Annotated in this window: 22 protein-coding genes and 1 pseudogene; 15 read left to right on the forward strand and 8 right to left on the reverse strand. The window is 72.4% G+C overall.

Features of this window, described 5'->3' with window-relative positions; translation table 11 throughout:
• Positions 1-111 precede the first annotated feature (111 nt).
• Positions 112-279, reverse strand: a complete 168-nt coding sequence (locus IQ251_RS19130; protein WP_193930415.1) for a hypothetical protein — start codon at positions 277-279, stop codon at positions 112-114.
• Positions 280-495: 216 nt separating this feature from the next.
• Between IQ251_RS19130 and IQ251_RS19135 the strand changes: the two genes are divergently transcribed.
• A complete protein-coding gene (locus IQ251_RS19135; protein WP_193930418.1) occupies positions 496-1,470 on the forward strand; it encodes an aldo/keto reductase in 975 nt (324 codons plus the stop codon).
• 76 nt (positions 1,471-1,546) lie between these two features.
• Here IQ251_RS19135 and IQ251_RS19140 read toward each other — a convergent pair whose 3' ends face one another.
• Complete coding sequence (locus IQ251_RS19140) at positions 1,547-4,063, reverse strand: ATP-dependent Clp protease ATP-binding subunit (protein WP_193930420.1); 2,517 nt, start codon at positions 4,061-4,063, stop codon at positions 1,547-1,549.
• Between the two features lie 281 nt (positions 4,064-4,344).
• Here IQ251_RS19140 and IQ251_RS19145 point away from each other — a divergent pair, with 281 nt between their 5' ends.
• From IQ251_RS19145 to IQ251_RS19155, 3 genes are all read left to right on the forward strand, one after another.
• Positions 4,345-4,968, forward strand: coding sequence for a class I SAM-dependent methyltransferase (locus IQ251_RS19145; RefSeq protein WP_193930422.1), 624 nt, complete (start codon positions 4,345-4,347; stop codon positions 4,966-4,968).
• 22 nt (positions 4,969-4,990) lie between these two features.
• Positions 4,991-5,500, forward strand: coding sequence for an XdhC family protein (locus IQ251_RS19150; protein ID WP_193930424.1), 510 nt, complete (start codon positions 4,991-4,993; stop codon positions 5,498-5,500).
• A gap of 72 nt (positions 5,501-5,572) precedes the next feature.
• Complete coding sequence (locus IQ251_RS19155) at positions 5,573-7,117, forward strand: acyl--CoA ligase family protein (RefSeq protein ID WP_370591507.1); 1,545 nt, start codon at positions 5,573-5,575, stop codon at positions 7,115-7,117.
• A gap of 3 nt (positions 7,118-7,120) precedes the next feature.
• On the opposite strand, the gene recQ is transcribed toward IQ251_RS19155, so the two are convergent.
• Positions 7,121-9,007 (reverse strand): DNA helicase RecQ, encoded by a 1,887-nt coding sequence (gene recQ / locus IQ251_RS19160; protein WP_193930428.1) that lies wholly within the window; start codon positions 9,005-9,007, stop codon positions 7,121-7,123.
• A gap of 163 nt (positions 9,008-9,170) precedes the next feature.
• Here recQ and IQ251_RS19165 point away from each other — a divergent pair, with 163 nt between their 5' ends.
• The 7 genes from IQ251_RS19165 to IQ251_RS19195 all read left to right on the forward strand — a co-directional run bounded on the left by IQ251_RS19165 (position 9,171) and on the right by IQ251_RS19195 (position 17,388).
• Positions 9,171-10,271 carry an LLM class flavin-dependent oxidoreductase gene (locus IQ251_RS19165; protein ID WP_193930430.1) on the forward strand — a complete coding sequence of 367 codons (1,101 nt, stop codon included), beginning with the start codon at positions 9,171-9,173 and terminating at the stop codon, positions 10,269-10,271.
• Positions 10,268-10,885: an FMN reductase gene (locus IQ251_RS19170; protein ID WP_193930432.1), complete on the forward strand. Its 618-nt coding sequence runs from the start codon at positions 10,268-10,270 to the stop codon at positions 10,883-10,885. The genes IQ251_RS19165 and IQ251_RS19170 overlap by 4 nt, the downstream gene beginning before the upstream one ends.
• A 99-nt stretch (positions 10,886-10,984) precedes the next feature.
• The gene (locus IQ251_RS19175) at positions 10,985-12,187 is read left to right on the forward strand and encodes a TetR/AcrR family transcriptional regulator (RefSeq protein ID WP_193930434.1); all 1,203 of its coding nucleotides are present in this window, start codon (positions 10,985-10,987) and stop codon (positions 12,185-12,187) included.
• Between the two features lie 232 nt (positions 12,188-12,419).
• Complete coding sequence (locus IQ251_RS19180) at positions 12,420-14,060, forward strand: acyl-CoA carboxylase subunit beta (protein ID WP_193930436.1); 1,641 nt, start codon at positions 12,420-12,422, stop codon at positions 14,058-14,060.
• 26 nt (positions 14,061-14,086) lie between these two features.
• Complete coding sequence (locus IQ251_RS19185) at positions 14,087-14,350, forward strand: acyl-CoA carboxylase epsilon subunit (protein ID WP_193930438.1); 264 nt, start codon at positions 14,087-14,089, stop codon at positions 14,348-14,350.
• Positions 14,351-14,426: 76 nt separating this feature from the next.
• Complete coding sequence (locus IQ251_RS19190) at positions 14,427-16,193, forward strand: acetyl/propionyl/methylcrotonyl-CoA carboxylase subunit alpha (protein WP_193930509.1); 1,767 nt, start codon at positions 14,427-14,429, stop codon at positions 16,191-16,193.
• Between the two features lie 169 nt (positions 16,194-16,362).
• The gene (locus IQ251_RS19195) at positions 16,363-17,388 is read left to right on the forward strand and encodes an MBL fold metallo-hydrolase (protein WP_193930440.1); all 1,026 of its coding nucleotides are present in this window, start codon (positions 16,363-16,365) and stop codon (positions 17,386-17,388) included.
• Between the two features lie 12 nt (positions 17,389-17,400).
• Here the strand turns inward: IQ251_RS19195 and IQ251_RS19200 are convergent, their stop codons facing one another.
• Positions 17,401-18,387, reverse strand: a complete 987-nt coding sequence (locus IQ251_RS19200; RefSeq protein ID WP_193930442.1) for an MDR family oxidoreductase — start codon at positions 18,385-18,387, stop codon at positions 17,401-17,403.
• Between the two features lie 196 nt (positions 18,388-18,583).
• Between IQ251_RS19200 and IQ251_RS19205 the strand changes: the two genes are divergently transcribed.
• A complete protein-coding gene (locus tag IQ251_RS19205) occupies positions 18,584-18,874 on the forward strand; it encodes a DUF3040 domain-containing protein (RefSeq protein ID WP_193930444.1) in 291 nt (96 codons plus the stop codon).
• Positions 18,875-18,911: 37 nt separating this feature from the next.
• On the opposite strand, the gene IQ251_RS19210 is transcribed toward IQ251_RS19205, so the two are convergent.
• The 3 genes from IQ251_RS19210 to IQ251_RS19220 all read right to left on the reverse strand — a co-directional run bounded on the left by IQ251_RS19210 (position 18,912) and on the right by IQ251_RS19220 (position 21,550).
• A complete protein-coding gene (locus tag IQ251_RS19210) occupies positions 18,912-19,109 on the reverse strand; it encodes a DUF2795 domain-containing protein (protein ID WP_193930446.1) in 198 nt (65 codons plus the stop codon).
• A gap of 23 nt (positions 19,110-19,132) precedes the next feature.
• Complete coding sequence (locus tag IQ251_RS19215; protein WP_193930448.1) at positions 19,133-20,962, reverse strand: transketolase; 1,830 nt, start codon at positions 20,960-20,962, stop codon at positions 19,133-19,135.
• Positions 20,963-21,043: 81 nt separating this feature from the next.
• Positions 21,044-21,550, reverse strand: a complete 507-nt coding sequence (locus tag IQ251_RS19220; protein ID WP_193930450.1) for an ATP-binding protein — start codon at positions 21,548-21,550, stop codon at positions 21,044-21,046.
• Positions 21,551-21,926: 376 nt separating this feature from the next.
• On the opposite strand from IQ251_RS19220, the gene IQ251_RS20060 reads away from it, so the two are divergent.
• Both IQ251_RS20060 and IQ251_RS20400 read left to right on the forward strand, forming a co-directional pair.
• Positions 21,927-22,058 (forward strand): hypothetical protein, encoded by a 132-nt coding sequence (locus IQ251_RS20060; protein WP_255526629.1) that lies wholly within the window; start codon positions 21,927-21,929, stop codon positions 22,056-22,058.
• Positions 22,059-22,160: 102 nt separating this feature from the next.
• Positions 22,161-23,153, forward strand: coding sequence for an Acg family FMN-binding oxidoreductase (locus IQ251_RS20400; protein ID WP_228047667.1), 993 nt, complete (start codon positions 22,161-22,163; stop codon positions 23,151-23,153).
• A 211-nt stretch (positions 23,154-23,364) separates the two neighbouring features.
• Here IQ251_RS20400 and IQ251_RS19230 read toward each other — a convergent pair.
• Positions 23,365-24,753 (reverse strand): annotated as a pseudogene (locus tag IQ251_RS19230) (MFS transporter); the annotation flags it as partial.
• A gap of 44 nt (positions 24,754-24,797) precedes the next feature.
• Here IQ251_RS19230 and IQ251_RS19235 point away from each other — a divergent pair.
• On the forward strand, positions 24,798-25,919 hold the full coding sequence (locus IQ251_RS19235; protein WP_193930452.1) for an NAD(P)H-dependent flavin oxidoreductase: 1,122 nt from the start codon (positions 24,798-24,800) through the stop codon (positions 25,917-25,919).
• The last annotated feature ends 2 nt before the right edge of the window (positions 25,920-25,921 follow it).

The following is a 25,921-nucleotide window of genomic DNA, read 5'->3' on the forward strand; positions in this document are numbered from 1 at the left end:
GCCCCCGCCCGGGGCGCCGGGCCGCCCGGGACCGGGGCAGCAGCACCCGCCGCAGCAGCACCCGCCGCAGCCGCCGCGCCCGCCCCAGCAGCCGCAGTCCGGCGCCCGCCGCTAGCGGTCGAGGAAAGACGCGAAGGAGGCGGCGGCCATATCGCGGTCCGCGTACCCGGCGTCGTGCACCCGGTGCAGCCGCTGCCGCGCGGCCTCGGCCATGTCCAGGCGCAGCCCGTCGCCAGTGGCGCTGCGGATGAGCTCGGCGTCCTTGAGCGCCGCGGTCACCGTGAACGAGGGTGTGTCATCGTCCTCCAGGACGGCCCCGCCCTTGACGTGCGCATACGGTGAATCGGTACCGGAGCCCCGCGATCGCGTCCAGGAACGCCCGCGGGTCCACGCCCAGCGCGTCGGCCAGGGCCATCGACTCGCCGACCGCATCGTTGAGCGCCAGCACCCAGCAGCCGCCGCGCGGAACCGGTCCGGCTGCGGTGTCATGGGGGCATGCGCAGCACGATCCTGGGCAAGACCGGTATGGACGTCTCCCGCATCGCCTTCGGCACCTGGCAGGTCGGCGGGGACTGGGGTTCCTACGACGAGCAGGCGGCCACCGGGGCGATCCGCCACGCGCGGGAGCTGGGCGTCAACCTGTTCGACACGGCGCAGGGGTACGGGTTCGGCGAGGCCGAGGCCCTGCTGGGGCGGGCGCTGCGCCAGGAGCTCGACCGGGACCGGGAGAGCCTGGTCATCGCGACGAAGGGCGGGATCGCTCCGGGAGCTGCGCGCAGCCGCGACGCGGGCCGGTCCTCGCTGCGCTCGGGTGTCGAGCAGAGCCTGCGCGCGCTCGGCGTGGACCACGTGGACCTCTACCAGGTGCACTGGCCCGATCCGCGGACGCCGAGCGAGGAAACCGCCGGTGCGCTGCAGGAACTCGTCGACGAGGGCAAGATCCGGCACGCCGGGGTGTCCAACTACGACGCGGCCCAGCTGGCCGACTTCGACCGGACGCGGCCGGTGGAGACGCTGCAGCCGCCGTACCACCTGTTCCGGCGCGGGATCGAGGCCGAGATCCTGCCCTACGCCCGCACGCACGACATCGGCGTGCTCTGCTACAGCCCGCTCGCCAGCGGGCTGTTGACCGGCACGATCACCCCGGAGACGCGGTTCGAATCCGGCGACTGGCGCGCGCAGTCCACCGCGTTCCGCGGGGAGGCGCTGCGGCGCAACCTGGAGATCGTGGACCGGCTCGAAGAATTCGCCGCCGGCAAGCGGATCTCGGTGAGCCAGCTGGCGATCGCCTGGGTGCTGGCCCAGCAGGGCGTGCACGCGGCGATCGTGGGGGCACGCAGCGCGCGCAACATCGAGAACAGCATCGCCGCGGCCGAGATCGACCTCACCGAGGAAGACCTGGCCAACATCGAGCGGATCACCGCCGACGCGGTGGAGATCGGCGGGGCCAGTCCGGAAGGCGTCGCCTGAGCGGTGCCGGCGGGCACGCGCGAAAGCGGGGCGGGTGCGCCGGTGTGCGCACCCGCCCCGCGGTGTTCGACCCCGGTCAGGCAGTGGCCGGTTCGTCGACGGTGGTGGTCAGCTCGCCGTCCTCGGCGTCGACCCGCAGCCGGCTGCCCTCGGTGAGGCTGCCGTCCAGCAGCAGGTCGCTGATCCGGTCGTCGACCTGGCGCTCGATCGCCCGGCGCAGCGGCCGCGCCCCGAACTCGGGCTGGTAGCCCCGTTCGGAGATCCAGCCGACCGCGGCGTCGGTGAACTCGACCTCGACGCCCATCGCCCGCAACCGCTCCACGGTCTGCTCCAGCAGCATGCGGGTGATCGTGTGCAGCTGATCGCCGTCCAGCCGCTTGAACACCACGATCTCGTTGATGCGGTTGAGGAATTCGGGGCGGAACGCCTCGCGCAGCTTCGGCATGATCCGCTCGTCCAGCGCCGGGGACTCCTCGCCGCTCTTGAAGCCGATCGCGCCGCCGCTGCTGGAGACCAGCTCCGAGCCCAGGTTGCTGGTCATGATCAGCACCGTGTTGCTGAAGTCGACCGTGCGTCCCTGGCCGTCGGTCATCCGCCCGTCGTCGAGCACCTGCAGCAGCGTGTTGAACACGTCCGGGTGGGCCTTCTCGATCTCGTCGAGCAGCACCACCGAGTACGGGTGGCGCCGCACCTGCTCGGTGAGCTCACCGGCCTCGCCGTGCCCGACGTAGCCCGGCGGCGCCCCGACCAGCCGGCTGGCGGTGTGCCGCTCCTGGAACTCGCTCATGTCCAGCCGGACCATCCGCTTCTCGTCGCCGAACAGCGAGGCCGCCAGCGCCTTGGCCAGCTCCGTCTTGCCGACACCGGTCGGGCCGAGGAACAGGAAGCTGCCCACGGGCCGGTTCGGATCGCCCAGACCGCTGCGCGAGCGCCGCACCGCGCGGGCCAGCGCCCGCACGGCGTCGTCCTGGCCGACGACCCGCTCGTGCAGTTCCTGCTCCAGCCGCTGCAGCCGGACCTTCTCGGCCGCGGTCAGCTGGCTGACCGGCACGCCCGTCGCCCGGGAGACCACCTCGGCGATGTCCTCCTCGGTGACCTCCAGCACCTCGGCCTGCTCGGAAGCGCCGAGCTCTTGAAGCTCCCGCTGCGCCTGGTTGATCCGGTCGCGCAGCTCGGAGGCCCGCTCGTACTCCTCGGCGGCCACCGCCTGCTCCTTGTCCTGCTCCAGCTGCTCGACGCGCTGCCGGATGCCGGCCTCCTGCGAGTCCGGGGACAGCGCCGCGAGACGCTTGCGCGCACCCGCCTGGTCGATCAGGTCGATCGCCTTGTCCGGCAGGAACCGGTCGGTGACGTACTGGTCGGACAGCCGGGCCGCCGCGTCGACCGCGGTCTCGGTGTAGTGGACCTGGTGGTGCTGCTCGTAGCTTTCCTGCAGGCCGCGCAGGATCGAGACGGTGTCGGCCACGGTCGGTTCGGGCACCTGCACGGGACCGAACCGGCGCTCCAGGGCCTGGTCCTTCTCGATGTTCTTGCGGTACTCCTCCAGCGTGGTCGCGCCGACCACGTGCAGTTCCCCGCGGGCCAGCCGCGGCTTGAGCATGTTGCCGGCGTCCACCGCGCCTTCGGCGCCACCGGCGCCGACCACGGTGTGCAGCTCGTCGAGGAACAGGATGATCCGCTCGCTGTTGCCGGAAACCTCGTCGATGACCTTGGTCATCCGCTCCTCGAAGTCACCGCGGTAGCGGGTGCCGGCGAGCATGCCGGACAGGTCCAGCTGCACGACGCGCTTGCCCTCCAGCACCTTCGGCACCTGGCCGTCCACGATGCGCTGGGCCAGGCCCTCGACGATGGCGGTCTTGCCGACACCGGCCTCGCCGATGAGCACCGGGTTGTTCTTGGTGCGCCGGGACAGGATCTCCACCGTCTGCTCGATCTCGTCGGCGCGGCCGATGACCGGGTCGAGCTCGCCGCCGCGGGCGCGTTCGGTCAGGTCGGTGCCGTACTGGTCGAGCGTGGGCGTCTCGGTGCTGCCGGACTGGGCGCCGCCGTCCGGGCCGGCCTGCTCGGCTTGCTGCTGGGCCGAGCGCAGCGACTCCGGGCCCGCGCCGTGCGCGGACAGCAGCCGCCCGGTCTCCGAGTCGGAGTTGGCCGCCATGGCCAGCAGGATGTGCTGCGGGCCGATGTAGGTCGAGCCCAGGGCCCGCGCCACCTGGTGCGCGTCGGTGAGCACGGTCTTCGCCGCCAGCGTCACGGTCAGCCCCTGCTCGTCGGACACCGGGGTGCCGGACTTGGCGGGCAGGTGCTCCTCGATCCGCTTGCTGAACGAGTCCGCGTCCACGCTCGCCTGGTTCAGCATCCGCCGGGTGGGCTCTTGGTTGCTCGCAGCCCACAGCAGGTGCAGGGCGTCCAGGTCGTTCTGCCCGCGCTCCCGCGCGTACCCGACGGCTTCACCCAGCAACTGCTGCGCCTGCTCGGTCATCAGCTCGGTGATGTCGATCCGACGCGAGCGGGGCGAGGTGTCGTCGGTGCCGAAGAAGCGGGCGAAGTAGTCGTCGAACGGTCCGCCGCCGACCGGTCCGAAGAACGTGGCCATTCCGTACCTCCTCGCGACAGTGTTGCTGGCTGCCGCAGCCATCTCCTTGAGTCTTCTACTATCAACTAACGTCAGTAGCCCTCGGATAATTCCGGGGCGAGATCAGCGAGACCCACGTCACGCCGAACGGCTCCGCTCGGCTGCCGCGGCACCCGGTACAACACCGCGACCCCGCCTGCGGCTTCCCCGGTGCACAAGCCTTGACTTGCAGCGCGCTGGAAGTCGCACCGTGGCCGTACCGGGTCCGCACCGGGCGGGCCGCGCACGAGGAGGCAGGGCCGATGGAGACTTCGGTGGACACCGCGGTGTTCGAGGACGGCTATCGGAAGGGCGATCCGCCCTGGGTGATCGGGCAGCCGCAGCCGGCGCTGGTGGAGCTCGAACGCGCCGGGCAGGTCAGCGGGACCGTGCTGGACATCGGCTGCGGGACCGGGGACAACGCGGTGCACCTCGCCGCGCTGGGCTACGACGTGGTGGGCATCGACGCCTCGCCCACAGCACTGCAACGGGCCCGGGCCACCGCGGCCGCTCGCGGGGTCGAGGTCCGGTTCGAGCAGGCCGACGCCCTCGACCTGTCCGCGCAGGCGGTGTACGACACCGTGCTGGACAGCGCGCTGTTCCACATCTTCGGGACCGCCGACCAGCTCCGCTACACGCGCAGCCTGCACCGGGCGGTCCGCGGCCGGGTTCACCTGCTGGCGCTGGCCGATGCCGAACCGCAGATCGGCCCGCGGGTCAGCGCCGCGGAGATCCGCGCCGCGTTCGCGGACGGCTGGCAACTGACCCGCCTCGAACGGGCCCACTACCGCGGGGTGGCGCGCGGCGACTCCGCGGCGGCGTTCGGCGTCGCCGAAGGCGAGATCGTCGACGCGCCGGCGTGGTCGGCCACCGCCGTCCGGCGCTGAGCCGCGGTGGCAGACTGCGCGCATGTCGGACGAATCCTGCGCGGTGGCGCACGGTAGTTCTCCCGCCGAGGTGGGGGAGCGGGCATTGGCGGCGGTGTTCGCGGGTCCGGTCGCCGGGCACCTGCTGCACTTCGGGCGCGAGCTGGGGTTCGCGGTGCGGCTGGTCGAACCGGACCCGCAGCGCGCCGCCGAAGCGCGCAACGGCGGAATCCCGGTGCAGCAGGCGGTGACCGGGCTCGACGACGGCACCGACATCGTGGTCACCGACCACCACCGGCCGGAACTGGGGTCCGTGCTGCGCGATGCGCTGCACGGGCCCAGCCGGTGGATCGGCGTGCTCGGCAACCCGCGGCACGAAGGCCCGCACGTGGCGGCGCTGCGCGAGCTCGGCGTCGCCGAGGAGAGCATCGCCCGGGTGCACCGCCCGGTCGGACTCAACATCGGTTCCCGCACCCCGCCGGAGATCGCGCTGGCCACGCTGGCCGGCCTGATCGCCGACCGCAACGGCAGGCCGGGCGGCTTCGAGTTCTGAGGTCTCGCGCGGGGGCTCGGCTCGGGGCTATGCTGCGCCGCGCTCGGTGACCCGATGCGGGAGGAGCGCGCGGTGTCCGGTATCGCGTTTCGGGAGTTGTCCCCGGTGTCGTTCCTGCAGCGCGCTGCGGAGGTGTTCGCCGATCGCCCCGCGGTGGTCGACGGCGCCGACGTTCGCTCCTACGCCGAGTTCTGGGATCGCGCGCAACGGATGGCCGGCGCGCTGGTGGCGCGCGGGATCCAGCCCGGGGACCGGGTGGCGGTGCTCGCGCCCAACTCACCGGTGCTGTTGGAGGCGCATTACGGCGTCCCGCTGGCCGGGGCGGTGCTCGTCGCGCTGAACACCCGGCTGTCCGCGGCCGAGATCGGATACATCCTGCAGCACAGCGGTTCTCGGCTGCTGCTGGTGGACGATGCGCTGACCGAGCTCGCCGAGCGGGCGCTGGGCGAGCTCGGCGCCGACGCTCCCGAGGCGGTCGGCGCGGACCGGTTCGAGCGCGAGCTGCGCGGCGCCGAACCGCACCGGCACGAGATCACCGACGAGCGCGGGCTGCTCTCGCTCAACTACACCAGCGGCACCACCGGCCGCCCGAAAGGCGTGATGTACCACCACCGCGGCGCCTACCTGCAGGCGCTGGCGATGGCCTACCACGCGCAGTTGGACACCTCGGCGCGCTACCTGTGGACGCTGCCGATGTTCCACACCAACGGCTGGTGCTTCCCGTGGGCGGTGACCGCGGCGGGGGCGGTGCACCAGTGCCTGCGTGCGGTGGACCCGGCCGAGATCTGGCGTGCGGTGCACGAGGACGGGGTTACGCACTTCTGCGCCGCCCCTACGGTGCTGACCGGGTTGACCGAGCATCCCGCCGCCGCTCGGCCGCAGCAGGTGGTGCGGGTGTTCGCCGGCGGGGCGCCGCCGTGGCCCGCGTTGCTGGAGCGCACCGGCGAACTGGGGCTGGACGTCCGCCACCTCTACGGGCTGACCGAGACCTTCGGGCCCGCGGTGGTCTGCGAGGTGCAGCCCGAGTGGGCGTCGCGCGCACCCGATGAGCGCGCCCGGCTGATCGCCCGGCAGGGCATCGCCAACGTCATCGCCGAACCGGTGCGGGTCGCCGATCCCGAGGGGCGCGACGTGCCGGCGGACGGGGAGACGGCCGGAGAACTCCTGCTGCGTGGCAACGATGTGATGCTGGGCTACTACCGCGACGAGGAAGCCACCGCGGCGGCCACGCTGGACGGCTGGTTCCGTAGCGGCGATCTGGCCGTGCGCCACCCGGACGGCTACGTGGAGATCCGGGACCGGCTCAAGGACGTGATCATCTCCGGCGGGGAGAACATCGCCTCGGTGGAGGTGGAGAACGCGCTGACCGCGCATCCCGACGTGCTGGAAGCCGCGGTCGTGGGCGTGCCGGACGAGAAGTGGGGCGAGGTGCCGGTCGCGCACGTGGCGCTGCGCAGCGGTGCGCGCACCACCGAGCAGGAGCTCATCGACCACGTGCGCGAGCGGATCGCCCGCTTCAAGGCGCCGCGGTACGTCGTGTTCGGCGACCTGCCCAAGACCTCCACCGGCAAGCTGCGCAAGAATGTGCTGCGCCAGCGCTCCCGTACCGGCGGCTGAGCCTCACACCTCGGCGAGCGCGGCGAGCAGCTGGTCGCCGTACTTGGCGAGCTTGTTCTCGCCGACCCCGCTGATCGTGGCCAGTTCCTCGGGGCTGCCGGGCTTGGTGATGGCGATCTGGCGCAGCGTCGCGTCGTGGAAGATGACGAACGGAGCTTTGTTCTCCTCCCTGGCCGTGGCCGCGCGCCACGCGCGCAGGTGCTGGAACACCGGCTCGGCCTCGGCGGGCAGCTCCTGCGGGGTCCCGCCCTTCTTCGCCCGGCTCGTCCCGGCACCGGAGCCGCCGGCGCTGCGCTGCGGTTCGCTGCGCAGCCGCACGGTCCGGGGCTCCTCGCGGCGCAGCACCTCCGAGCTGCTCGCGGTGAGCACCAGGGTGCCGTACTCGCCCTCGACGGCCAGCAGCCCGGCCGCCAGCAGTTGGCGCGCCACGGTGCGCCATTCCGCGTCGCCGAGTTCGGCACCGACGCCGAACACGCTGAGCTCGTGGTGCCGGAACTGCTCGACCTTGGCGGTGCGCTTGCCGCGCAGGATGTCCACGATCTGCCCGGTGCCGAACTTCTGGTTCCGCTCCCGGTCCAGGCGCACCACGGTCGACAGCAGCTTCTGCGCCGCCACGGTGCCGTCCCAGGACTCCGGCGGGGTCAGGCAGGTGTCGCAGTTGCCGCACGGCCCGGATTCCTGGCCGAAGTGCGCGAGCAGCCGCACCCGGCGGCAGTCCACCGTCTCGCACAGCGCGAGCATCGCGTCCAGGTGCGCGGTGAGCGTGCGCCGGTGCGCCTCGTCGCCGTCGGAGGACTGGATCATCTTGCGCTGCTGCACCACGTCCTGCAGGCCGTAGGCCATCCAGGCCGTCGCCGGGAGCCCGTCGCGCCCGGCCCGCCCGGTCTCCTGGTAGTAGCCCTCGATGGACTTCGGCAGGTCGAGGTGGGCCACGAACCGCACATCCGGTTTGTCGATGCCCATGCCGAAGGCGATGGTGGCCACCACGACCACGCCGTCCTCGCGCAGGAACCGCTCCTGGTGGCGGGCGCGCACGGAGGCGTCCAGCCCCGCGTGGTACGGCACCGCGTCGATCCCGTTGCCGGACAGGAATTCCGCGGTGCGCTCCACATCGGCGCGGGACAACCGGTAGACGATCCCGGCGTCGCCGGGGTGCTCGGTGCGCAGCAGGTCCAGCAGCTGCTTGCGCGGCTCGGCCTTGGCGGCGATCCGGTAGCGGATGTTGGGCCGGTCGAAGTCCGCGACGAAGTGCCGCGCCCCGGTCAGCTCCAGCCGGGTGGAGATCTCCTCGCGGGTGCGCGGGGTGGCGGTGGCGGTCAGCGCGATGCGCGGCACCGACGGCCAGCGCTCGTGCAGCACGGACAGCTGCAGGTACTCCGGCCGGAAGTCGTGGCCCCACTGGGCCACGCAGTGCGCCTCGTCGATGGCGAACAGCGAGATCCGCCCGCGGTCCAGCAGATCGGCGGTCGGTTCGGTGCGCAGCCGCTCCGGTGCCAGGTAGAGCAGGTCCAGTTCGCCGGCCAGGAAGGCTTCCTCGGTGGCGCGGCGCTCGTGCGGCTGCTGCGCGGAGTTGAGGAATCCGGCCCGCACACCGAGCTCGGTGAGCGCGTCGACTTGGTCCTGCATCAGCGCGATCAGCGGGGAGACGACGATCCCGGTTCCCGGCCGCACCAGCGACGGGACCTGGTAGCACAGCGATTTGCCACCGCCGGTGGGCATCAGCACGAGGGCGTCGCCGCCGCCGATCACGTGCTCGACGATCTCGCGCTGCCTGCCGCGGAAGTCCTCGTAGCCGAACACCCGGCGCAGGACGTCCCGGGCGTCGTCGGCTGGGCCCTCGTCGATCGCGGGGGCCCCATCGATCGCGGGGGCCTCATCCGGGGTGGTCATCGCCGCGGAGTCTAGCCAGCCGCCCCGGGCGAGCGGGTTCCGCGGTGTGTCGTCCGGTGTGACGTGGCGCTCGGGAGGTGTCGCGGGAATGACTCGCGATGAAGAATCGTTCGTGGAAGTAGTTTAGACTGACAACGAATGGCTCGGTTGCTGAGGAGCGCAGATGCAGTTCGGAATCTTCTCGGTCGGTGACGTCACCACCGACCCGACCAACGGCCGCACCCCGTCCGAGGCCGAGCGGATCAAGGCGATGCTGCGGATCGCGCTTAAGGCCGACGAGGTCGGACTGGACGTGTTCGCCACCGGCGAGCACCACAACCCGCCGTTCGTCCCGTCCTCGCCCACGACGATGCTCGGCTACGTCGCCGCGCGCACCGAGCGGCTGCAGCTGTCCACGGCCACCACGCTGATCACCACGAACGACCCGGTCAAGATCGCCGAGGACTTCGCGATGCTGCAGCACGTGGCCGACGGCCGGGTGGACGTGATGATGGGCCGCGGCAACACCGGACCCGTCTACCCGTGGTTCGGCCAGGACATCCGGCAGGGCATCCCGCTCGCGCTGGAGAACTACCACCTGCTGCACCGGTTGTGGCGCGAGGACGTCGTCGACTGGGAGGGGCGGTTCCGCACCCCGCTGCAGTCGTTCACCGCCACGCCCCGGCCGCTGGACGGCGTGCCGCCGTTCGTCTGGCACGGGTCGATCCGCAGCCCGGAGATCGCCGAGCAGGCCGCCTACTACGGCGACGGGTTCTTCCACAACAACATCTTCTGGCCCGCCGAACACACCAAGCGGATGGTCGACCTCTACCGGCGCCGCTTCGAGCACTACGGGCATGGCAGTGCCGACCAGGCGATCGTCGGCTTGGGCGGGCAGGTGTTCATGCGCAAGAACTCGCAGGACGCCGTCAGCGAGTTCCGGCCGTACTTCGACCACGCACCGGTCTACGGCGGCGGTCCGACGCTGGAGGAGTTCACCGAGCAGACGCCGCTGACGGTGGGCAGCCCGCAGCAGGTCATCGACCGGACGCTGCGGTTCCGCGCGGATTTCGGCGACTACCAGCGCCAGTTGTTCCTGATGGATCACGCGGGACTGCCGCTCAAGACCGTGCTCGAACAGCTCGACCTGCTCGGCGAGGAGGTCGTTCCGGTGCTGCGCGAGGAGTTCGCCAAGCAGCGCCCGAGCCACGTGCCGGACGCGCCCACGCACGCCGCGCTGCTGGCCCAGCAGCAGGAGCAGCAGGAAGAAGGTGTCTCCCGATGACCGACCGCCGTCTCGTCGTCGTGTCCGCCGGGCTGAGCCGGCCCTCGTCCACCCGGCTGCTGGCCGACCAGCTCTCCACGGCGGCGGTGCGCGAGCTGGCCGAACGCGGTGCGCAGGCCGAGGTCGAGGTCGTCGAGCTGCGCGAGCACGCCAAGGAGATCGCCAACAACCTGGTGACCGGGTTCCCCGGGGCGGAGCTGCGCGCGGTCCTGGACTCGGTTGCCGCCGCCGACGGCCTCATCGCGGTCACCCCGGTGTTCCAGGCGTCCTACAGCGGGTTGTTCAAGTCGTTCTTCGACGTGCTCGACGGCGAAGCGCTGATCGGCACACCCGCGCTGCTCGGGGCCACCGGCGGCTCGCCCCGGCACTCGCTGGTGCTGGAGCACGCGATGCGCCCGATGTTCGGCTACCTGCGGTCGGTCGTGGTGCCCACCGCCGTGTACGCGGCGGCGGAGGACTGGGGCGGTGGCGGGGCCGGCCGCGCGCTGTCCGAGCGGGTGGACCGCGCGGCGGCGGAGTTCGCCCCGCTGGTCGCAGCACGCGAATCGGCCCCGGTGGCCGACGGGTTCGACGATCCGGTCCCGTTCGAGCAGCTGATGGCCTCGTACGGCTGAACGCGGGCGGAGGCTGGTCGCGGTGCGCCCGGGCGCACCCCCTAACGTCGGGTCGGCACGGTCGTCCAGGCCGGTGCACCGGACGACGGGAGGCCCAGGATGGTCGAGGCGCGCGGTACGTCCCCTCCGCCGCCCCGGAACACGCGTCCGGGCAACCGCAGGACGCTGATCACCGCGGCGGCCGCGGACCTGTTCTACCGGCTCGGCTACGACCGGGTGTCGATGAACGACATCGCCGCGGCCGTCGGCGTCGGTCCGTCGGCGCTGTACCGGCACTTCGCGGGCAAGCAGCAGCTGCTCACCGGGCTGGTGCTCGAAGAGTTCCAGCCGTTCGCGGAGATCTGCGCGCGGCCCGGCGCCGATCTGGACGCGACCGCGGGGGCGTTGGCCGGGGCCGCGCTGGACCACCGCCAGCTCGGCGTGCTCTGGCAGCGCGAGTCCCGGCACCTGCCGGTCCAGCAGCGCGACGTGCTGCGCGCCGAACTGCGCCAGGTGGCCGCCGGGCTGACCGGGATGGTGCGTGCGTTCCGCCCCGACCTGACCGGTCAGGACGCGCGGTTCCGCGGCTGGTGCGCGTTCAGCGTGCTGACCAGCCCGTCGTACCACCGGGTCGAACTGTCCCGCGCCGCGTTCGAGCAGCTGCTGCGGTCCTGCGTGCGGGTCGTCTGCGAGCAGCCGCCGCTGCAGCTGGCCGGGCGCGGGCGCGCTGCGCGGCGTCCGACCTCGCTGTCCGGGCGGGCCTCGCGCCGACGGCTGCTGCTGTCCGCGGGGGCGCGGCTGTTCTCCGACCGGGGGTACACCGAGGTCACCACCGAGGACATCGGTGCCGCCGCGGGCATCGCCGGACCGAGCCTGTACCACTACTTCGCCAGCAAGCAGGAGCTGCTCGGGGCGGTGCTGACCCGCGGCGCGGCCTGGCTGGAGGTCGAGCTGGAACGCACGTTGGCCAGCGAGCCGGAGGCGTCCGCCGCGCTGCGCGAGCTGCTGCGCTCCTACACCACCTTCGCCTTCGACCAGGGCGGGTTCATCGACGCGCTGGTCAGCGAGGTCAACCACCTGCCCGACGACGAGCGGCACCGCATCCGGCAGACCCAGCACGCCTACGTCGCCGAGTGGGTCGGGCTGCTGTGCGAGGCGCGGCCGGAACTCGACCAGGTGCGCGCGCGGATCCTGGTCCAGGCGGCGCTGACCGCCGCCAACGACATGGCGCGCACCGGCGGTTCGCGGCACGTCGAAGCGGTCTGCGCGATCGGCACGGCCGTCATGCTCGACACCGCGGTGCAGACCGAGTCGGATTGCTAGCGGGTATTCACTTGGCCGGCATCGTCCCTGGAAGAGCGGGTTCCCGAGAGGTTCGGGAGCTAACTGCCGATCACTTCCGACGTTGACCGAGGCACGTGCGCGCGGCTAGCCTCCACTCCGATCAGGTCTGCTCGGGCAGCTAGGGTCGTGGTCGCGGGTGCACACATCCGCTGCGGCCCGCCGGTGGGGCAGGCCGCTGCCGAGCACGGGTGACGACGAACAGGTTGGTTGCATGAGCAGCGCGACTGAGCCGGTGGGCGAGCCGCCGGCCGAGGTGCCGGACATCCACACGACCGCGGGCAAGCTCGCGGATCTGTACCGGCGCAACGACGAGGCGGTGCACGCCGGCTCGGCGCGGGCGGTCGAGAAGCAGCACGCCAAGGGCAAGAAGACGGCCCGCGAGCGGGTCGACATGTTGCTGGACCCGGGCTCGTTCGTCGAACTCGACGTGCACGCCCGGCACCGCACGACCAACTTCGGCATGGACGCCGACCGCCCCTACGGCGATGGCGTGGTCACCGGCTACGGCACGGTCGACGGCCGCAAGGTCTGCGTGTTCTCCCAGGACTTCACCGTGTTCGGCGGCTCGCTGGGCGAGGTCTTCGGCGAGAAGATCGTCAAGGTCATGGACCTGGCGCTCAAGACCGGCTGCCCGCTGATCGGCATCAACGATTCCGGCGGCGCGCGCATCCAGGAAGGTGTCGCGGCGCTGGGCCTGTACGCCGAGATTTTCAAGCGCAACACGCACGCCTCCGGCGTCATCCCGCAGATCTCGCTGATCATGGGCCCGTGCGCCGGCGGTGCCGTGTACTCCCCGGCGATCACCGACTTCACCGTCATGGTCGACCAGACCTCGCACATGTTCATCACCGGCCCGGATGTGATCAAGACCGTCACCGGTGAGGACGTCACCTTCGAGGACCTCGGCGGTGCGCGCACGCACAACTCCCGCTCCGGCAACGCGCACTACCTCGCCTCGGACGAGGACGACGCGGTCTCCTACGTCAAGGAGCTGCTGTCCTTCCTGCCGAGCAACAACCTCAGCGAACCGCCGGTGTTCGGTGGCTCCGCCGAGGCATCCGGTTCGGTGGCCGACTCGGTCACCGACGCCGACCGCGAGCTGGACACCCTCGTGCCGGACTCACCCAACCAGCCCTACGACATGCACGAGGTCATCGCGCGGGTGGTCGACGAGGGCGAGTTCCTCGAAGTCGGCAGCATGTTCGCGCCGAACATCCTCACCGGCTACGGCCGGGTCGAGGGCTCGCCGGTCGGCATCGTGGCCAACCAGCCCACCCAGCTGGCCGGCACGCTGGACATCGACGCCAGCGAGAAGGCCGCCCGGTTCGTGCGCACCTGCGACGCGTTCAACATCCCGGTGCTGACCTTCGTCGACGTGCCCGGCTTCCTGCCCGGTACCGACCAGGAGTTCAACGGGATCATCCGCCGCGGCGCCAAGCTGCTCTACGCCTACGCCGAGGCGACCGTCCCGCTGGTCACCGTCATCACGCGCAAGGCCTACGGCGGGGCCTACGACGTGATGGGTTCCAAGCACCTCGGCGCGGACATCAACATCGCCTGGCCCAGCGCGCAGATCGCCGTCATGGGCGCGCAGGGCGCGGTCAACATTCTGTACCGCAGGCAGCTGACCGAGGCGGCCGAGGCGGGGCAGGACGTGGAGTCCGTGCGGGCGGACCTGCAGCAGGAATACGAGGACACGCTGTGCAACCCGTACGAGGCGGCTGAGCGGGGCTACGTGGACACGGTCATCCCGCCGTCGCACACCCGCGGGCACGTGGCCCGTTCGCTGCGGATGCTGGCCGACAAGCGGGCCAGCCTGCCCGCCAAGAAGCACGGCAACATCCCGCTGTGACCGATGACCGGACGCCGGAGGTGCCCATGAGCCAAGACGACGGGCCGGCCCCGCAGCCGGACGAGCGCCCGGTGCTGCGCGTCGTGCGCGGCGAACCCGACGAGGCCGAGATCGCGGCGCTGACCACCGCGTTGACCGCGGCCGCGGCCTCCGCCGCCGCCCAGGAACCGGCGGCCCCGCCGCGCATGTCGGTGTGGGCCGACCGCGAGGCGGGGTTGCGCCATCCCGCCGGGCGGCGCCCGCTGCGCCCGGGCAGGCACGCCTGGCGCGCCTCCGGGCTGCCGGGCTGACCCCGGCCCGGTTTTCCGTGCCGACCACCACCGATGACCAGCCGGCGTCGCGCCGGGAGTTGAGGAGTTGACCACTGTGGACGTGACGCCGATCAGCAAGGTCCTGATCGCCAACCGCGGCGAGATCGCCGTGCGTGTGATCCGCGCCTGCCGGGACGAGAACATCGCCAGCGTCGCGGTGTACGCCGAGCCGGACGCGGACATGTCGTTCGTGCGGCTGGCCGACGAGGCGTTCGCGCTCGGGGGGACCACCCCCGGCGAGTCGTACCTGGACATCGCCAAGATCGTGGACGTGGCCCGGCGCAGCGGCGCGGACGCCGTGCACCCCGGGTACGGATTCCTGTCCGAGAACGCCGATTTCGCGCAGGCCGTCATCGATGCGGGGCTGAACTGGATTGGCCCGGCGCCGCAGGCCATCCGCGATCTCGGGGACAAGGTCACCGCGCGGCACATCGCCACCCGGGCCGGCGCTCCGCTGGTGCCGGGCACCAAGGACCCGGTCTCCGGGGCCGACGAGGTGGTGGCCTTCGCCGAGGAGCACGGGCTGCCGGTCGCGATCAAGGCCGCGTTCGGCGGCGGCGGCCGCGGGCTGAAGGTGGCCCGCACGATGGAGGAGATCCCGGAGCTGTACTCCTCGGCGGTGCGCGAGGCCGAGGGCGCGTTCGGCCGCGGGGAGTGCTTCGTGGAGCGCTACCTGGACCGGCCGCGGCACGTCGAGGCCCAGGTGATCGCCGACCAGCACGGCACCGTCGTGGTGGCCGGCACCCGGGACTGCTCGCTGCAGCGCAGGCACCAGAAGCTCGTCGAGGAAGCCCCCGCCCCGTACCTCACCGACGACCAGCGTTCCCGGATCCACGAGGCGGCCCGCTCGATCTGCGCCGAGGCCGGTTACCACGGCGCGGGCACGGTCGAGTTCCTCGTCGGGCTGGACGGGACCATCTCGTTCCTGGAGGTCAACACCCGGCTGCAGGTGGAGCACCCGGTGACCGAGGAGACCACCGGGATCGACCTGGTGCGCCAGCAGTTCCGCATCGCCGAGGGCGCCAAGCTGGACATCACCGAGGACCCGGCGCCGAACGGCCACTCCATCGAGTTCCGGATCAACGGTGAGGACGCCGGGCGCAACTTCCTGCCCGCCCCGGGCACGATCACCCGTTTCGACGTGCCGCAGGGCCCCGGTGTCCGGGTGGACGCCGGGATGGAGGCCGGCACGGTGATCGGCGGCCAGTTCGACTCCATGCTCGGCAAGCTGATCGTCACCGGTGCCGACCGCGAGCAGGCGCTGCAGCGCTCCCGCCGCGTCCTGGACGAGATGCAGGTGGAGGGCATGGCCACGGTGCTGCCGTTCCACCGGGCGATCGTGCGCGATCCCGCGTTCACCGCGGACGAGGAATTCACCGTGCACACCCGCTGGATCGAGACCGAGTGGGACAACACCGTCGAGCCGTTCACCGGTGGCGCCGAGCCCGGTGCGGAGACCGAGCAGCGGCAGACGGTCGTGGTCGAGGTCGGCGGCAAGCGGCTGGAGGTGTCGCTGCCCGCGGCGTTCGCGGCGCCGGCGGCCCCGGCGCAGAACTCGGCCCCGCCGCGCAGGCGCTCCGGTGGCGGGCAGGGCGCTGCGGTGTCCGGGGACGCGGTCACCGCGCCGATGCAGGGCACCATCGTCAAGATCGAGGTCGAGGACGGGACGCAGGTGCAGGCCGGGGACCGGATCGCGGTCCTGGAGGCGATGAAGATGGAGAACCCGGTCAACGCGCACAAGGCCGGCACCATCAGCGGCCTCGGCGCCCAGCCGGGCGAGTCGGTGTCCCAGGGCACCCCGCTCTGCGAGATCAAGGACTGACTGACCGGCCGTTCGCGAGTGAGCCCGCGGGCCCGTTCCGGTGCGTCCGGAGCGGGCCCGCGTGCTTTCGGACACCCGGAACACACCAACCGGTTGGTATGTGTGGTAGGTCTGAGTATCGCTGAAGACCACCGGCGGGCCGGTGCACGCGCGAGTTCGAGGAGCGGTGATGACGACGTCGCGGTACGAGTGGCTGGAACCGGGTGCCCACGAGGTTTCCCCCGGAGTGCACCGGATTCCGCTACCGCTGCCCAACGACGGGCTGCGCGCGGTGAACGTCTACGCGATCACCGACGGCGACTCGCTGACGCTCGTGGACGGCGGGTGGGCGCTGGAGGACGCCCGCGAGCACCTGGTCACGGCGCTCGGGCAGCTCGGTGCCGGGCTCGGCGACATCCGCCGGTTCCTGGTCACCCACGCGCACCGGGACCACTACACGCAGGCCGTCGCGCTGCGCCGGGAGTACGGCACCGAGGTGCTGCTCGGCGAGGAGGAGCGGCACACCCTGCAGGCGCTGCGCGCGCCGGAGCACCGGCCGCTGGCCAAGCAGGTGGAGCTGCTCGCGCGCTGCGGTGCCAAGCCGGTCCGGGACGCGGTGCTGGCCGCGCGCGGCGGTGGCACGCGCACCCCGGACGACTGGGAGGACCCGGACCGCTGGATCGGCGCCGCCACCGAGATCGCGCTCGCCGACCGGCCGCTGCGCGCGGTGGCCACCCCGGGGCACACCCGCGGCCACCTGGTGTTCGTGGACGAGGCGAGCGAGCTGATGTTCGCCGGTGACCACGTGCTGCCGCACATCACCCCGTCCATCGGGTTCGAACAGGCGCCCAGCGAAGTGCCGCTGCGCGACTACCTGTCCTCGCTGCGCCTGGTGCGCTCGATGCCGGACCGGCGGCTGCTGCCCGCGCACGGTCCGGTGACCGACAGCGTGCACCGGCGGGTGGACGAACTGCTCGACCACCACGACGAGCGGCTGTCCGCGATCGCCGGTGTCGTGCAGTGCGGCGCGAGCACGCCCTACGAGGCGGCTCGCGCGCTCACCTGGACGCGGCACGAGTACGCGCTCGACGACCTGGAACCGTTCAACCAGATGATGGCGGTGCTGGAGACGGCCACCCACCTGGACGTGCTGCGCCTGCAGGACAGGCTGTGCGAGGAGGAGGTCGAGGGCGTCGTGCACTTCGCCCCCGCCTGACCTCCGCCCGGCTCAGGCCGCGGTGTCCACGACGACGCGCCCGCGGGTGCGGCCGGCCAAGATCTCCGCGGCCAGTTCCGGCACCTCGGACAGCGGCCGCACCTCGGTGGCCGCGTCCAGCACGTCCAGCGGGAGGTCGGTGCTCAACCGGCTCCACGCCTCGGCGCGCACCGGGTTCGGGCACTGCACCGAGTCGATGCCGCGCAGGTCGATCCCGCGCAGGATGAACGGCAGCACGCTGGTGGGCAGGTCGGTGCCCGCGGCCATGCCGCACGCGGCCACGGCTCCCCGGTAGTCGGTCTGCTTGAGCACGGTGGCCAGCACCTGGCCACCGACCGTGTCCACCGCAGCGCTCCAGCGGGCCCTGTCCAGCGGGCGCCCGGAATCGCCCGCCAGCTCCTCCCGGCCGACGAACCCGCTCGCGCCCAGCGAGGTGAGGTAGTCCCGGGTCTCCGGGCGCCCCGTCGCGGCGGTGACCCGGTGGCCCAACCGGGACAGCAGGGCGACCGCGACGCTGCCGACCCCGCCCGCGGCACCGGTCACCAAGACCTCGCCCCCGTCCTCCGGGCTGACACCGGACTCCTCCAGCGCCAGCACGCACAGCATGGCGGTGAGCCCGGCGGTGCCGACGGCCATCGACTGGCGCAGCCCGATCGGTTCCGGCTTGTGCACCAGCCAATCGGCCGGGACCCGCTGCCGCGCGGTGTACCCGCCGGGATGCGTCTCGGACAGGCCCCAGCCGGTGACGATCACCTCGTCGCCGGGCCGCCACTGCGGGGCGTCGGACTCGGCGACCACACCTGCCAGGTCGATCCCGCACACCAGCGGGAACTTGCGCACGATTTTGCCCTTGCCGGTGACCGCGAGTCCGTCCTTGTAGTTCAGCGACGAGTACCGGACGTCGACCGTCACCTCGCCCGGGGGGAGGTCGGCGTCGGTGAGCTGCTCGAACCGGGCTGGGCCGTCGCCGGAGGCGACCAGTGCGCGATGGGAATCCATGCTGCCGTCCTACCCGGGCGGGCGGTGCTTCGGCAACCGGCGCCGGGCGCCCGGTGCCCTGGCCGGAAAATCACCCACCTGCGGCGTTCGGTGCGGGCGCGCGGCGTGGCAGCCTGGATTCCCGCGCATCGCGGAATGGCGGTGGCGGGCAGCGGGTATCTCGTTGGGGTCGAGGGAACGTCGCTAGGAGCTCGCCATGTTGAGCAGGCACGAGCGGGATCGGCTGGCCGAGATCGAATCCGGCCTGCTGTCCGACGATCCGCGGCTGGCGGAGAAATTCGAACGGTTCGACGGGGGCCGGGACGCGTCCGGCCTGTGGCGCGTGGTCGTCGTGCTGGCGCTCGCGCTGGCCGGTGCGCTGGTCTCGGTGCTCCTGGTGAGCGGGCAGTTGATCGCCGCAGCCGTGGTCGGTGCGCTGGCCGTCGTGGGCGGCGCGGTGTGCTGCTGGCGGGCGTGGCGCCGACCGGGCGCATCCGGCAGGACGTGACCGGCGCGCCCGGCCGGTCCGTACTCCGGGCGGCGCTTCAGCCGGGCCCGTGGCGCAGCGCCTGCAGCACGGTGTCCGGCTCGACGTAGGTCTCGTCCGGCAGCTCGTCGATGCGGGCCAGGTGCGCTTCCGGAGCCCCGTGCTCGATGAGCTGGTCGAAGATCTGCCGCCGCGTCGCCGGGTAGTGGACGTGCGCGAGCAACCGCAGCAACTCCCCCCGATCGGGCTCGGACATCGTCACCCCCTCCCGCCGTGCCACTACCCGGCCAGTGCCTTGCGGGCCGCCGCGGCGATCGCCTCGGCGTCGATGCCCGCCTGCTGCAGCAGTTCGGCCGGGGTCCCGGAGCCGGGAAGGTCGCGCACCGCCAGCGAGTGCACCGGGGCGGGAACGCCGTGCTCCGCAAGTCCGCCCAGTACCGCTTCGCCGAGACCGCCTGCACCCCAGTGGTCCTCGGCAGTGACGATCGCGCCCGTCTCCTCGGCCGCGCGGCGCAGCGTGCCGGTGTCCACCGGCTTGACCGAGTAGAGGTCGATGACCCGCGCCTCGATCCCCTCGGTGGCCAGCGCTTCGGCGGCGGACACCGCTTCCGGCACGGTGACGCCGGCGCCGATCAGCGTCACGTCGGAACCCTCGCGCAGCACCTTCGAACCGCCGATCGGGAATTCCTCGTCCGGCCCGTACCGCACCGGGGTGGCGCCGCGGTTGGTGCGCAGGTAGCTGATGCCCGGGCGGTCGGCCACCGCCGCCACCAGTTGCGCGGTCTGGTTCGCATCGCACGGGTAGAGCACGGTGCTGCCGTGCACCGCGCGGAACATGGCCAGGTCCTCCAGCCCCATCTGGGACGGGCCGTCCTCGCCGATGGCCACGCCGGCGTGCGATCCGGCCACGCAGAAGTCCGCCTCGCTGACCGCGGCCATCCGGATGAAGTCGTAGGCGCGGGTCAGGAACGCGGCGAAGGTGGACAGGAACGGTCGCCAACCGCGGGCCTGCAGCCCGATGGCCGCGGCCACCATCTGCTGCTCGCTGATGAACATCTCGAAGTAGCGCTCGGGATGTGCGTCCCGGAACAGCTCGGAGAACGTCGAGTTGGACACCTCGCCGTCCAGGGCGATGACGTCCCCGCGCCGATTGCCCAGGGCCTCCAGCACCTGCCCGTACGCCTTGCGGGTGGCCAGTTGCTCGCCGGGGTCGAAGGTCGGCAGCTGGCCGCCCGCCGCGGTGAACGTGTGCCGGGTGCTGTCGCCGGTCGGCGCGGTGGGCGAGACGCGCAGATCGCGCACGCCGCCGAGTTCGGCGATGGCTTCCCGCGGATCCTTCAGCGGTTTGCCGTGCGCGCCGAGCTGGTCCTCGACCGCGGCCACGCCGCGCCCCTTCTTGGTGGCGGCGATGATCGCCAGCGGCCGTCCGTCCGGCTCGTCCGCCCGTTCCAGCGCGGCTTCGATCTGCGCGAGGTCGTGCCCGTCGATCTCCACGGTGCGCCAGCCGGCGGCCTGGGCGCGTGCCGCGTAGGACTCCAGGTTCCAGCCGTGCATCGTCTCGCCGGTCTGCCCCAGCCGGTTCACGTCGATCAGCGCGACCAGGTTGTCCAGCTGCTCGTGGCCCGCGTGTTCCAGGGCCTCCCAGGTCGAGCCCTCGGCCATCTCGCCGTCCCCGCACAGCACCCACACGCGGTAGGGCAGCCGGTCCAGCCGCCGGGCCGCCAGTGCGAGGCCGACGCCGACCGGCAATCCCTGGCCCAACGAGCCGGTGGCGACATCGACCCAGGGCAGGACCGGGGTGGGGTGGCCCTGCAGGCGGCTGCCGAAGGCGCGGAAGGTGAGCAGCTCCGCGTCGTCGACGGCACCGACCGCCTTGAAGCAGGAGTACAGCAGCGGGGAGGCATGCCCCTTGGAGAAGACCAGGTGGTCGTTGCGCGGATCGTCCGGACGTGTGAAGTCCAGCCGCAGGTGGCCGTCCAGCAGGCAGGCCATCAGGTCCGCGGCCGACATGGACGACGTCGGGTGCCCGGACCCCGCCGCATCGCTAGCCCGGACCGAATCGACTCGGAGCTGTTGCGCGAGTTCATGGCGGAACGTCGTTTGGTCCATGCACCCGTGGTGCCCCGCTCGTCGGGGTGCCGAAACCTGCCGCCGGTCGCACACCCGGTCGACCGACCGTCCTCAGTGGACTCAGTTCTGCGTGTTGTTCAGCCCGGACAGCAGCCGCTTGATCACCTCGGGGTCGATCTCGCCGGTCTGCTCGGTGGGCTTCTCGGCGGGTGCGGTGCGACCGGGGGAGCGGCGGGGCAGCGGGACGGCGTCCGCGGACACGCCGCCGGGAAGCGCGAGTTCGCACCAGACCACGGTCCCGCCGCCGGTCAGCGTGGTGGCGCCGCACCGGCCGTCGGCCAGCGCGGGGTCCAGGGCCGGGGCCTCGCCGCCCTGCTCGTCCTCGACCTCCAGCACGAGCGCCTCGCCGCTGAGCCGCAGGCGCACGGTGAGGAAACCGGGGGAGTTCTGGTCGGCGCTGTCCACGGCCGCGGTCACGAACTGGGCGGCGAGCGTGCTCGTCTGCTCGATCATCGAGCGCAGCGACCACTCGGTCAGGGAGAACCGGACGAACATCTCCGTGCAGTTCAACGCACTCGGCAAGGCGATGAGTCGAAGGTCGTCGACTTGTGCGGTCTGGGTGCTCACCTGGTCCTCGTCCTCTCCACGTCCGCTGCGGGTGCCGCCTCACCCGGGTACTTCATCTTGCCAACCCCCGCGATCCGGCCCGCAGCCAGGGGCGGACCGGCTCGACCGCGCGCCACCCGGCGCACAGGTGTTCGCCCGCGGAAGCGCTCGGCAGTGGCCGATCGTGGCGGCCGGGGCGCGGAGTCGTGCGGGGCTCCGCACGTCCGGTCCACTGCGGACACCCGCCGGACCGTCCGGTGCCGGCTGCGCGAGCGCTGGTCACGGCCTCGTGGCGAGGGTGCCGGGCGCTTGGGCATGTCCGGAAGTTACGGCACGGCTCCGCGGCCGGTACACCCTTCTGGGCGTATCGGTTCCGCAACGGCGGTGTGCCGCGCGGATGAGCGCGCGGCCACCGGCGGATGTCGTCGTGGCCCGGTTCACCGGTCCGTTCGGCGCATTGCGGGCGAAGCAGGCGCGCCCGTCGGCGCACGGTACCGGCGTGATCACCGCCCGCGCGCAACGCTCGTGATCTGCAGCGTCGGTCACACCGGGACGTTTTCCTCTGCCCGCCGGGTTCCGGCGCGGGCACTGTCTGTGGTGTCCGAACACCGGCAGAGGGAGGGAGCGGGCCATGACGTGGTTCCCGGCCATGAGCAGGAAGCGGGGCGTCGCCGAGGAGCGGCCGTTCACCTCCGAGGAGGTCGAGACCCTCGCCGAAGCGGTGCGGTTGGCGCCTTCCGTGCACAACGCGCAGCCCTGGACGCTGGCGGTCGACGGCCGCAGCGCCACCTTGCACGAGCGGTCCGTGGAAGGCCTGCACGAGCAGGACCCGGAGGGCCGCGACCGGCGCATCTCCGTCGGTGCGGCCGTCGCCGATCTCGCGCTGTCCGTGCGCGCGCTCGGCTGGGCCACCGATGTGCGGTGGCACGCCGAGGACGAACCGGGCACCGCGACGGTGATCGGCACGCACCGGCAGCGCGCGACGGTGCTGGACCGCGAGCGCGCCCGCGCCATCGGTGAGCGGGCGAGTTTCCGGCGCCCGTTCGCGGGGCGGGTGGTGCCGCACTTGCTGCGCACCTGCGTGATCTCGGCGGCGACGGTGCAGGCGAGCTGGATCCGCGGTGGTGCCGAGGAGCGCGCGCTGGCGCGGAACCTCGCCCGCGCGGCGCGGATCAACCGCAGCGACGTCCGGTACCAGCGCGAGCTGGGCATGTGGATGTCCGAACCCAGCGGCGGCACGGGTTTCCCGGCCGATGCCCTGGCCGAGACCGGGCTCCCGTCGGTGGGGTTGGTCGGATCCGGCACCCGACTGCCCGACCAGGAGCGGCTCGCCGAGTGGATCGGCCAGGAGTCGGTGCTGGTGTTCAGCACGCTGACCGACGGTCCTCGGGATCAGCTGCGGGTGGGCATGGCGGTTCAGCGCGCCTGGTTGGAGGCGACCCGGCTCGGGTTGGTCGGTTCGGTGCTGACCCAGCCGCTGCGCCTGTCGGAGGTGCGGACCGAGCTGCGCGACGAGCTCGGGCTCGGCGGGATCCCGCAGGTGCTGCTGCGCGTCGGCTTCCCCCCGGAGCCGCACGTCCCGCACGCCGAGCGTCGCCCGTTGCCGCAGGTGTTCGAGGACTGACCGGCTGCCGGGCCGGCCTTTCCGGCTCCGCGTCCACCCCCGTCGGGCGCGGAGTCACCGCCGCAAGCACCGCCGCGGCCAACGCCGCTCCCGCGGCGACCAGGAAGATCCCGGTGTAGGCGGCGCGGGCCGGCAGCACCGCGCTGTCCACCCGCAGCACCCACCCGGTGGTGAACGCGACCACGACCGCGCTGCACGCCGCGGTCCCGATGGAGCGGGCGAGGCTGTTGAGGCTGTTCGCGGCCGCCGTGGTGCTCGTCGGTACCGCCTGCATGATCAGCGTCGGCAGCGCCCCGTAGGCCAGCGCACCGCCGACGGCGATCAGCGTCAGCGCCGCGACCACCAGGGCCAGCGGTGCGGTCACCATCGCCGCGGCCACGTTCCCGCAGGTGAGCACGCTCGCCCCGAGCACCACGGCGGTGCGCGGGCCGTAACGGGCCGAGAGGTGCGCCGACACCGGGGAGAACACGCCCATCGCGGCGCCGATGGGCAGCAGCACGAGCCCGCTGGCCACTAGGGACAGCCCGAAGCCGTACCCGGTGGCCCGCGGTGCCTGCATGATCTGCGCGCCGACCATGAATCCGCCGAACATCGCCGTACCCACCAACATCGAGGCGATGTTGGTGAACAGCACCGTCGGGCGCGCCGAGATCCGCAGGTCCACCAGCGGATCGCCGCGCCGCAGCTCGTAGCGCCCCCACACCAGGAACAGCACGACGGACGCGGCGCCGGGGCCGAGCACCGCGGCGCTGGTCCAGCCCCAGTCGTTGCCCTTGGACACGGCCAGCAGCAGGCACACCAGACCGGCGCTGAGCCCGACCGCGCCGGGGACGTCGAAGCCCCCGCCGGAACGCAGCGGCGAGGCCGGTACGACCAGCCGCACCAGCACGATCTCGGCGATACCGAACGCGGCGGCACCGGCGAACAGCCAGTGCCAGTCGAACCGCTCGGCGACCAGACCGGTGATCGGCAACCCGACCGCGCCGCCGATGCCCAGCGTCGCGCTCATCAGCGCCACACCGGAACCGACCCGCTCCGGCGGCAGCACGTCGCGCATGATGCTCATGCCCAGCGGCACCACCCCGATCGCGGCGCCCTGCAGGACTCGGCCGCACAGCACCACGGCGAACTCGTCGCTGACCGCCCCCAGCGCCGAACCGGCGGCCATGCAGGCCAGCGCGATCAGCAGCATCCGCCGCTTGCCGTGCATGTCGCCGAGCCGGCCCAGCACGGGCGCGCACACCGCACCCGCGACCAGCGTCGAGGTGACCAGCCACGCGGCATTGGCCCGGGAGGTGTCCAGCAGGTGCGGGAACTCGCCGAGCAGCGGGACCACGAGCGTCTGCATCAGCGATACCGCGATGCCGCAGGAGGCCAGGACCGCGATGACGGTCCGGCTGCTGCGGGACGGTGCGGCGCTTGCTGCGCTGCTCATCGTCCTCCTCGTATGCGCTTGTGCGGCCGACCGAGGAGTAAACCCCGCGATCCGTGGTGAACGCAATGCCGTCCACCTGGAATTCATGCCAGTGGACCAGTTCCCGCCACCAAGTCCACTGTGGATTACGCGGTGCGTCTGGTCAACGCCGTGCTCGACGTGCATGATCGGACGGCGGCCGCACCGCTGCGGCGAACGGAGGATCGCTCATGCGCAACGCGCTGACCGGCATGTTCGGCATCGACAGCCCGCTCGTCGGGTTCAACCGCTCACCGGGTGTGGTGGCCGAGGTGACCAAGGCCGGCGGGATGGGGGTGCTCGCCGCGACCGGGTACACGCCCGAGGAGCTCGATGCGCAACTGACCTGGATCGAGCAGCAGGTCGGCGGGCGGCCGTTCGGCGTCGACGTCCTGGTGCCGTCCAAGACCGCCACCGGCGACCCGGCCGACTACATCGCCAGCCTGCGCGCGCAGATCCCGGACGAGCACCGCCGTTTCGTGGACGAACTGCTCGCCAAGTACGACATTCCGCCGGTCCCGGACCCCGAACTGGGCAGCGAGCGGTTCGCGGCCAGCGTCGGACCGGAGATCGTCGAACCGCTGCTGGACGTCGCCTTCTCGCACCGGATTTCGCTGATGGCCAACGCGCTCGGCCCGCCACCGCCCGGGATGCTGGAGCGCGGGCGGCGCGACGGCATCCCGATCGCCGCACTGGTGGGCACGCCGGAGCACGCGGCCCGGCAGCTCGACCTCGGGGTGGACCTGCTGGTCGCGCAGGGGACCGAGGCGGGCGGGCACACGGGCACCATCGCCACGACCGTGCTGGTCCCGGAAGTCGTCGAGGCGGCGGGCGATGTGCCGGTGCTGGCCGCGGGCGGGATCGCCTCGGGCAGGCAGATGGCGGCGGCCCTAGCCCTCGGCGCGGCGGGAGTCTGGTGCGGCTCGGTGTGGTTGTCCAGCCACGAGGACATCACCTCGCCCGCGGTCAAGGCGAAGTTCCTCGGCGCCACGAGCTCGGACACCGTGCGCTCACCGGCCAGGACCGGCAAGCCCGCGCGCCAGCTGCGCAGCGCCTGGCACGACGAGTGGGCGGGCCCGGCCTCCCCGGGCGCGCTGCCGATGCCGCTGCAACCGATGCTGGTCACCGAGGCGTGGCGGCGCATCGACCGCGCCGCCGAGCAGGGCCACGCAGGCGCCCGGGAGCTCGAATCGTTCTTCATCGGTCAGGTCGTCGGTTCGTTCGCGCAGCTGCGCCCGGCAGCCGAGATCACCCGGGAGATGATCGACGACTGCCGGGAAGTGCTGCGCGGGCTGGGCGGTCTCGCCGACTGAGG

The organism is Saccharopolyspora montiporae (assembly GCF_015209505.1).
Lineage (GTDB): Bacteria > Actinomycetota > Actinomycetes > Mycobacteriales > Pseudonocardiaceae > Saccharopolyspora > Saccharopolyspora montiporae.

Bases quoted from the DNA above. Each gene is read 5' to 3' on its own strand.
- IQ251_RS19165 (WP_193930430.1), top strand. From the start codon at position 9,171: ATGCAGTTCGGAATCTTCTCGGTCGGTGACGTCACCACCGACCCGACC.
- IQ251_RS19150 (WP_193930424.1), top strand. From the start codon at position 4,991: ATGTCGGACGAATCCTGCGCGGTGGCGCACGGTAGTTCTCCCGCCGAG.
- IQ251_RS20060 (WP_255526629.1), top strand. From the start codon at position 21,927: ATGAGCGCGCGGCCACCGGCGGATGTCGTCGTGGCCCGGTTCACCGGT.
- IQ251_RS19205 (WP_193930444.1), top strand. From the start codon at position 18,584: ATGTTGAGCAGGCACGAGCGGGATCGGCTGGCCGAGATCGAATCCGGC.
- IQ251_RS19140 (WP_193930420.1), bottom strand. From the start codon at position 4,063: ATGGCCACGTTCTTCGGACCGGTCGGCGGCGGACCGTTCGACGACTAC.
- IQ251_RS19180 (WP_193930436.1), top strand. From the start codon at position 12,420: ATGAGCAGCGCGACTGAGCCGGTGGGCGAGCCGCCGGCCGAGGTGCCG.
- IQ251_RS19145 (WP_193930422.1), top strand. From the start codon at position 4,345: ATGGAGACTTCGGTGGACACCGCGGTGTTCGAGGACGGCTATCGGAAG.
- IQ251_RS19195 (WP_193930440.1), top strand. From the start codon at position 16,363: ATGACGACGTCGCGGTACGAGTGGCTGGAACCGGGTGCCCACGAGGTT.
- IQ251_RS19170 (WP_193930432.1), top strand. From the start codon at position 10,268: ATGACCGACCGCCGTCTCGTCGTCGTGTCCGCCGGGCTGAGCCGGCCC.
- IQ251_RS19215 (WP_193930448.1), bottom strand. From the start codon at position 20,962: ATGGACCAAACGACGTTCCGCCATGAACTCGCGCAACAGCTCCGAGTC.
- recQ (WP_193930428.1), bottom strand. From the start codon at position 9,007: ATGACCACCCCGGATGAGGCCCCCGCGATCGATGGGGCCCCCGCGATC.
- IQ251_RS19175 (WP_193930434.1), top strand. From the start codon at position 10,985: ATGGTCGAGGCGCGCGGTACGTCCCCTCCGCCGCCCCGGAACACGCGT.
- IQ251_RS19200 (WP_193930442.1), bottom strand. From the start codon at position 18,387: ATGGATTCCCATCGCGCACTGGTCGCCTCCGGCGACGGCCCAGCCCGG.
- IQ251_RS19235 (WP_193930452.1), top strand. From the start codon at position 24,798: ATGCGCAACGCGCTGACCGGCATGTTCGGCATCGACAGCCCGCTCGTC.
- IQ251_RS19210 (WP_193930446.1), bottom strand. From the start codon at position 19,109: ATGTCCGAGCCCGATCGGGGGGAGTTGCTGCGGTTGCTCGCGCACGTC.
- IQ251_RS20400 (WP_228047667.1), top strand. From the start codon at position 22,161: ATGACGTGGTTCCCGGCCATGAGCAGGAAGCGGGGCGTCGCCGAGGAG.
- IQ251_RS19135 (WP_193930418.1), top strand. From the start codon at position 496: ATGCGCAGCACGATCCTGGGCAAGACCGGTATGGACGTCTCCCGCATC.
- IQ251_RS19185 (WP_193930438.1), top strand. From the start codon at position 14,087: ATGAGCCAAGACGACGGGCCGGCCCCGCAGCCGGACGAGCGCCCGGTG.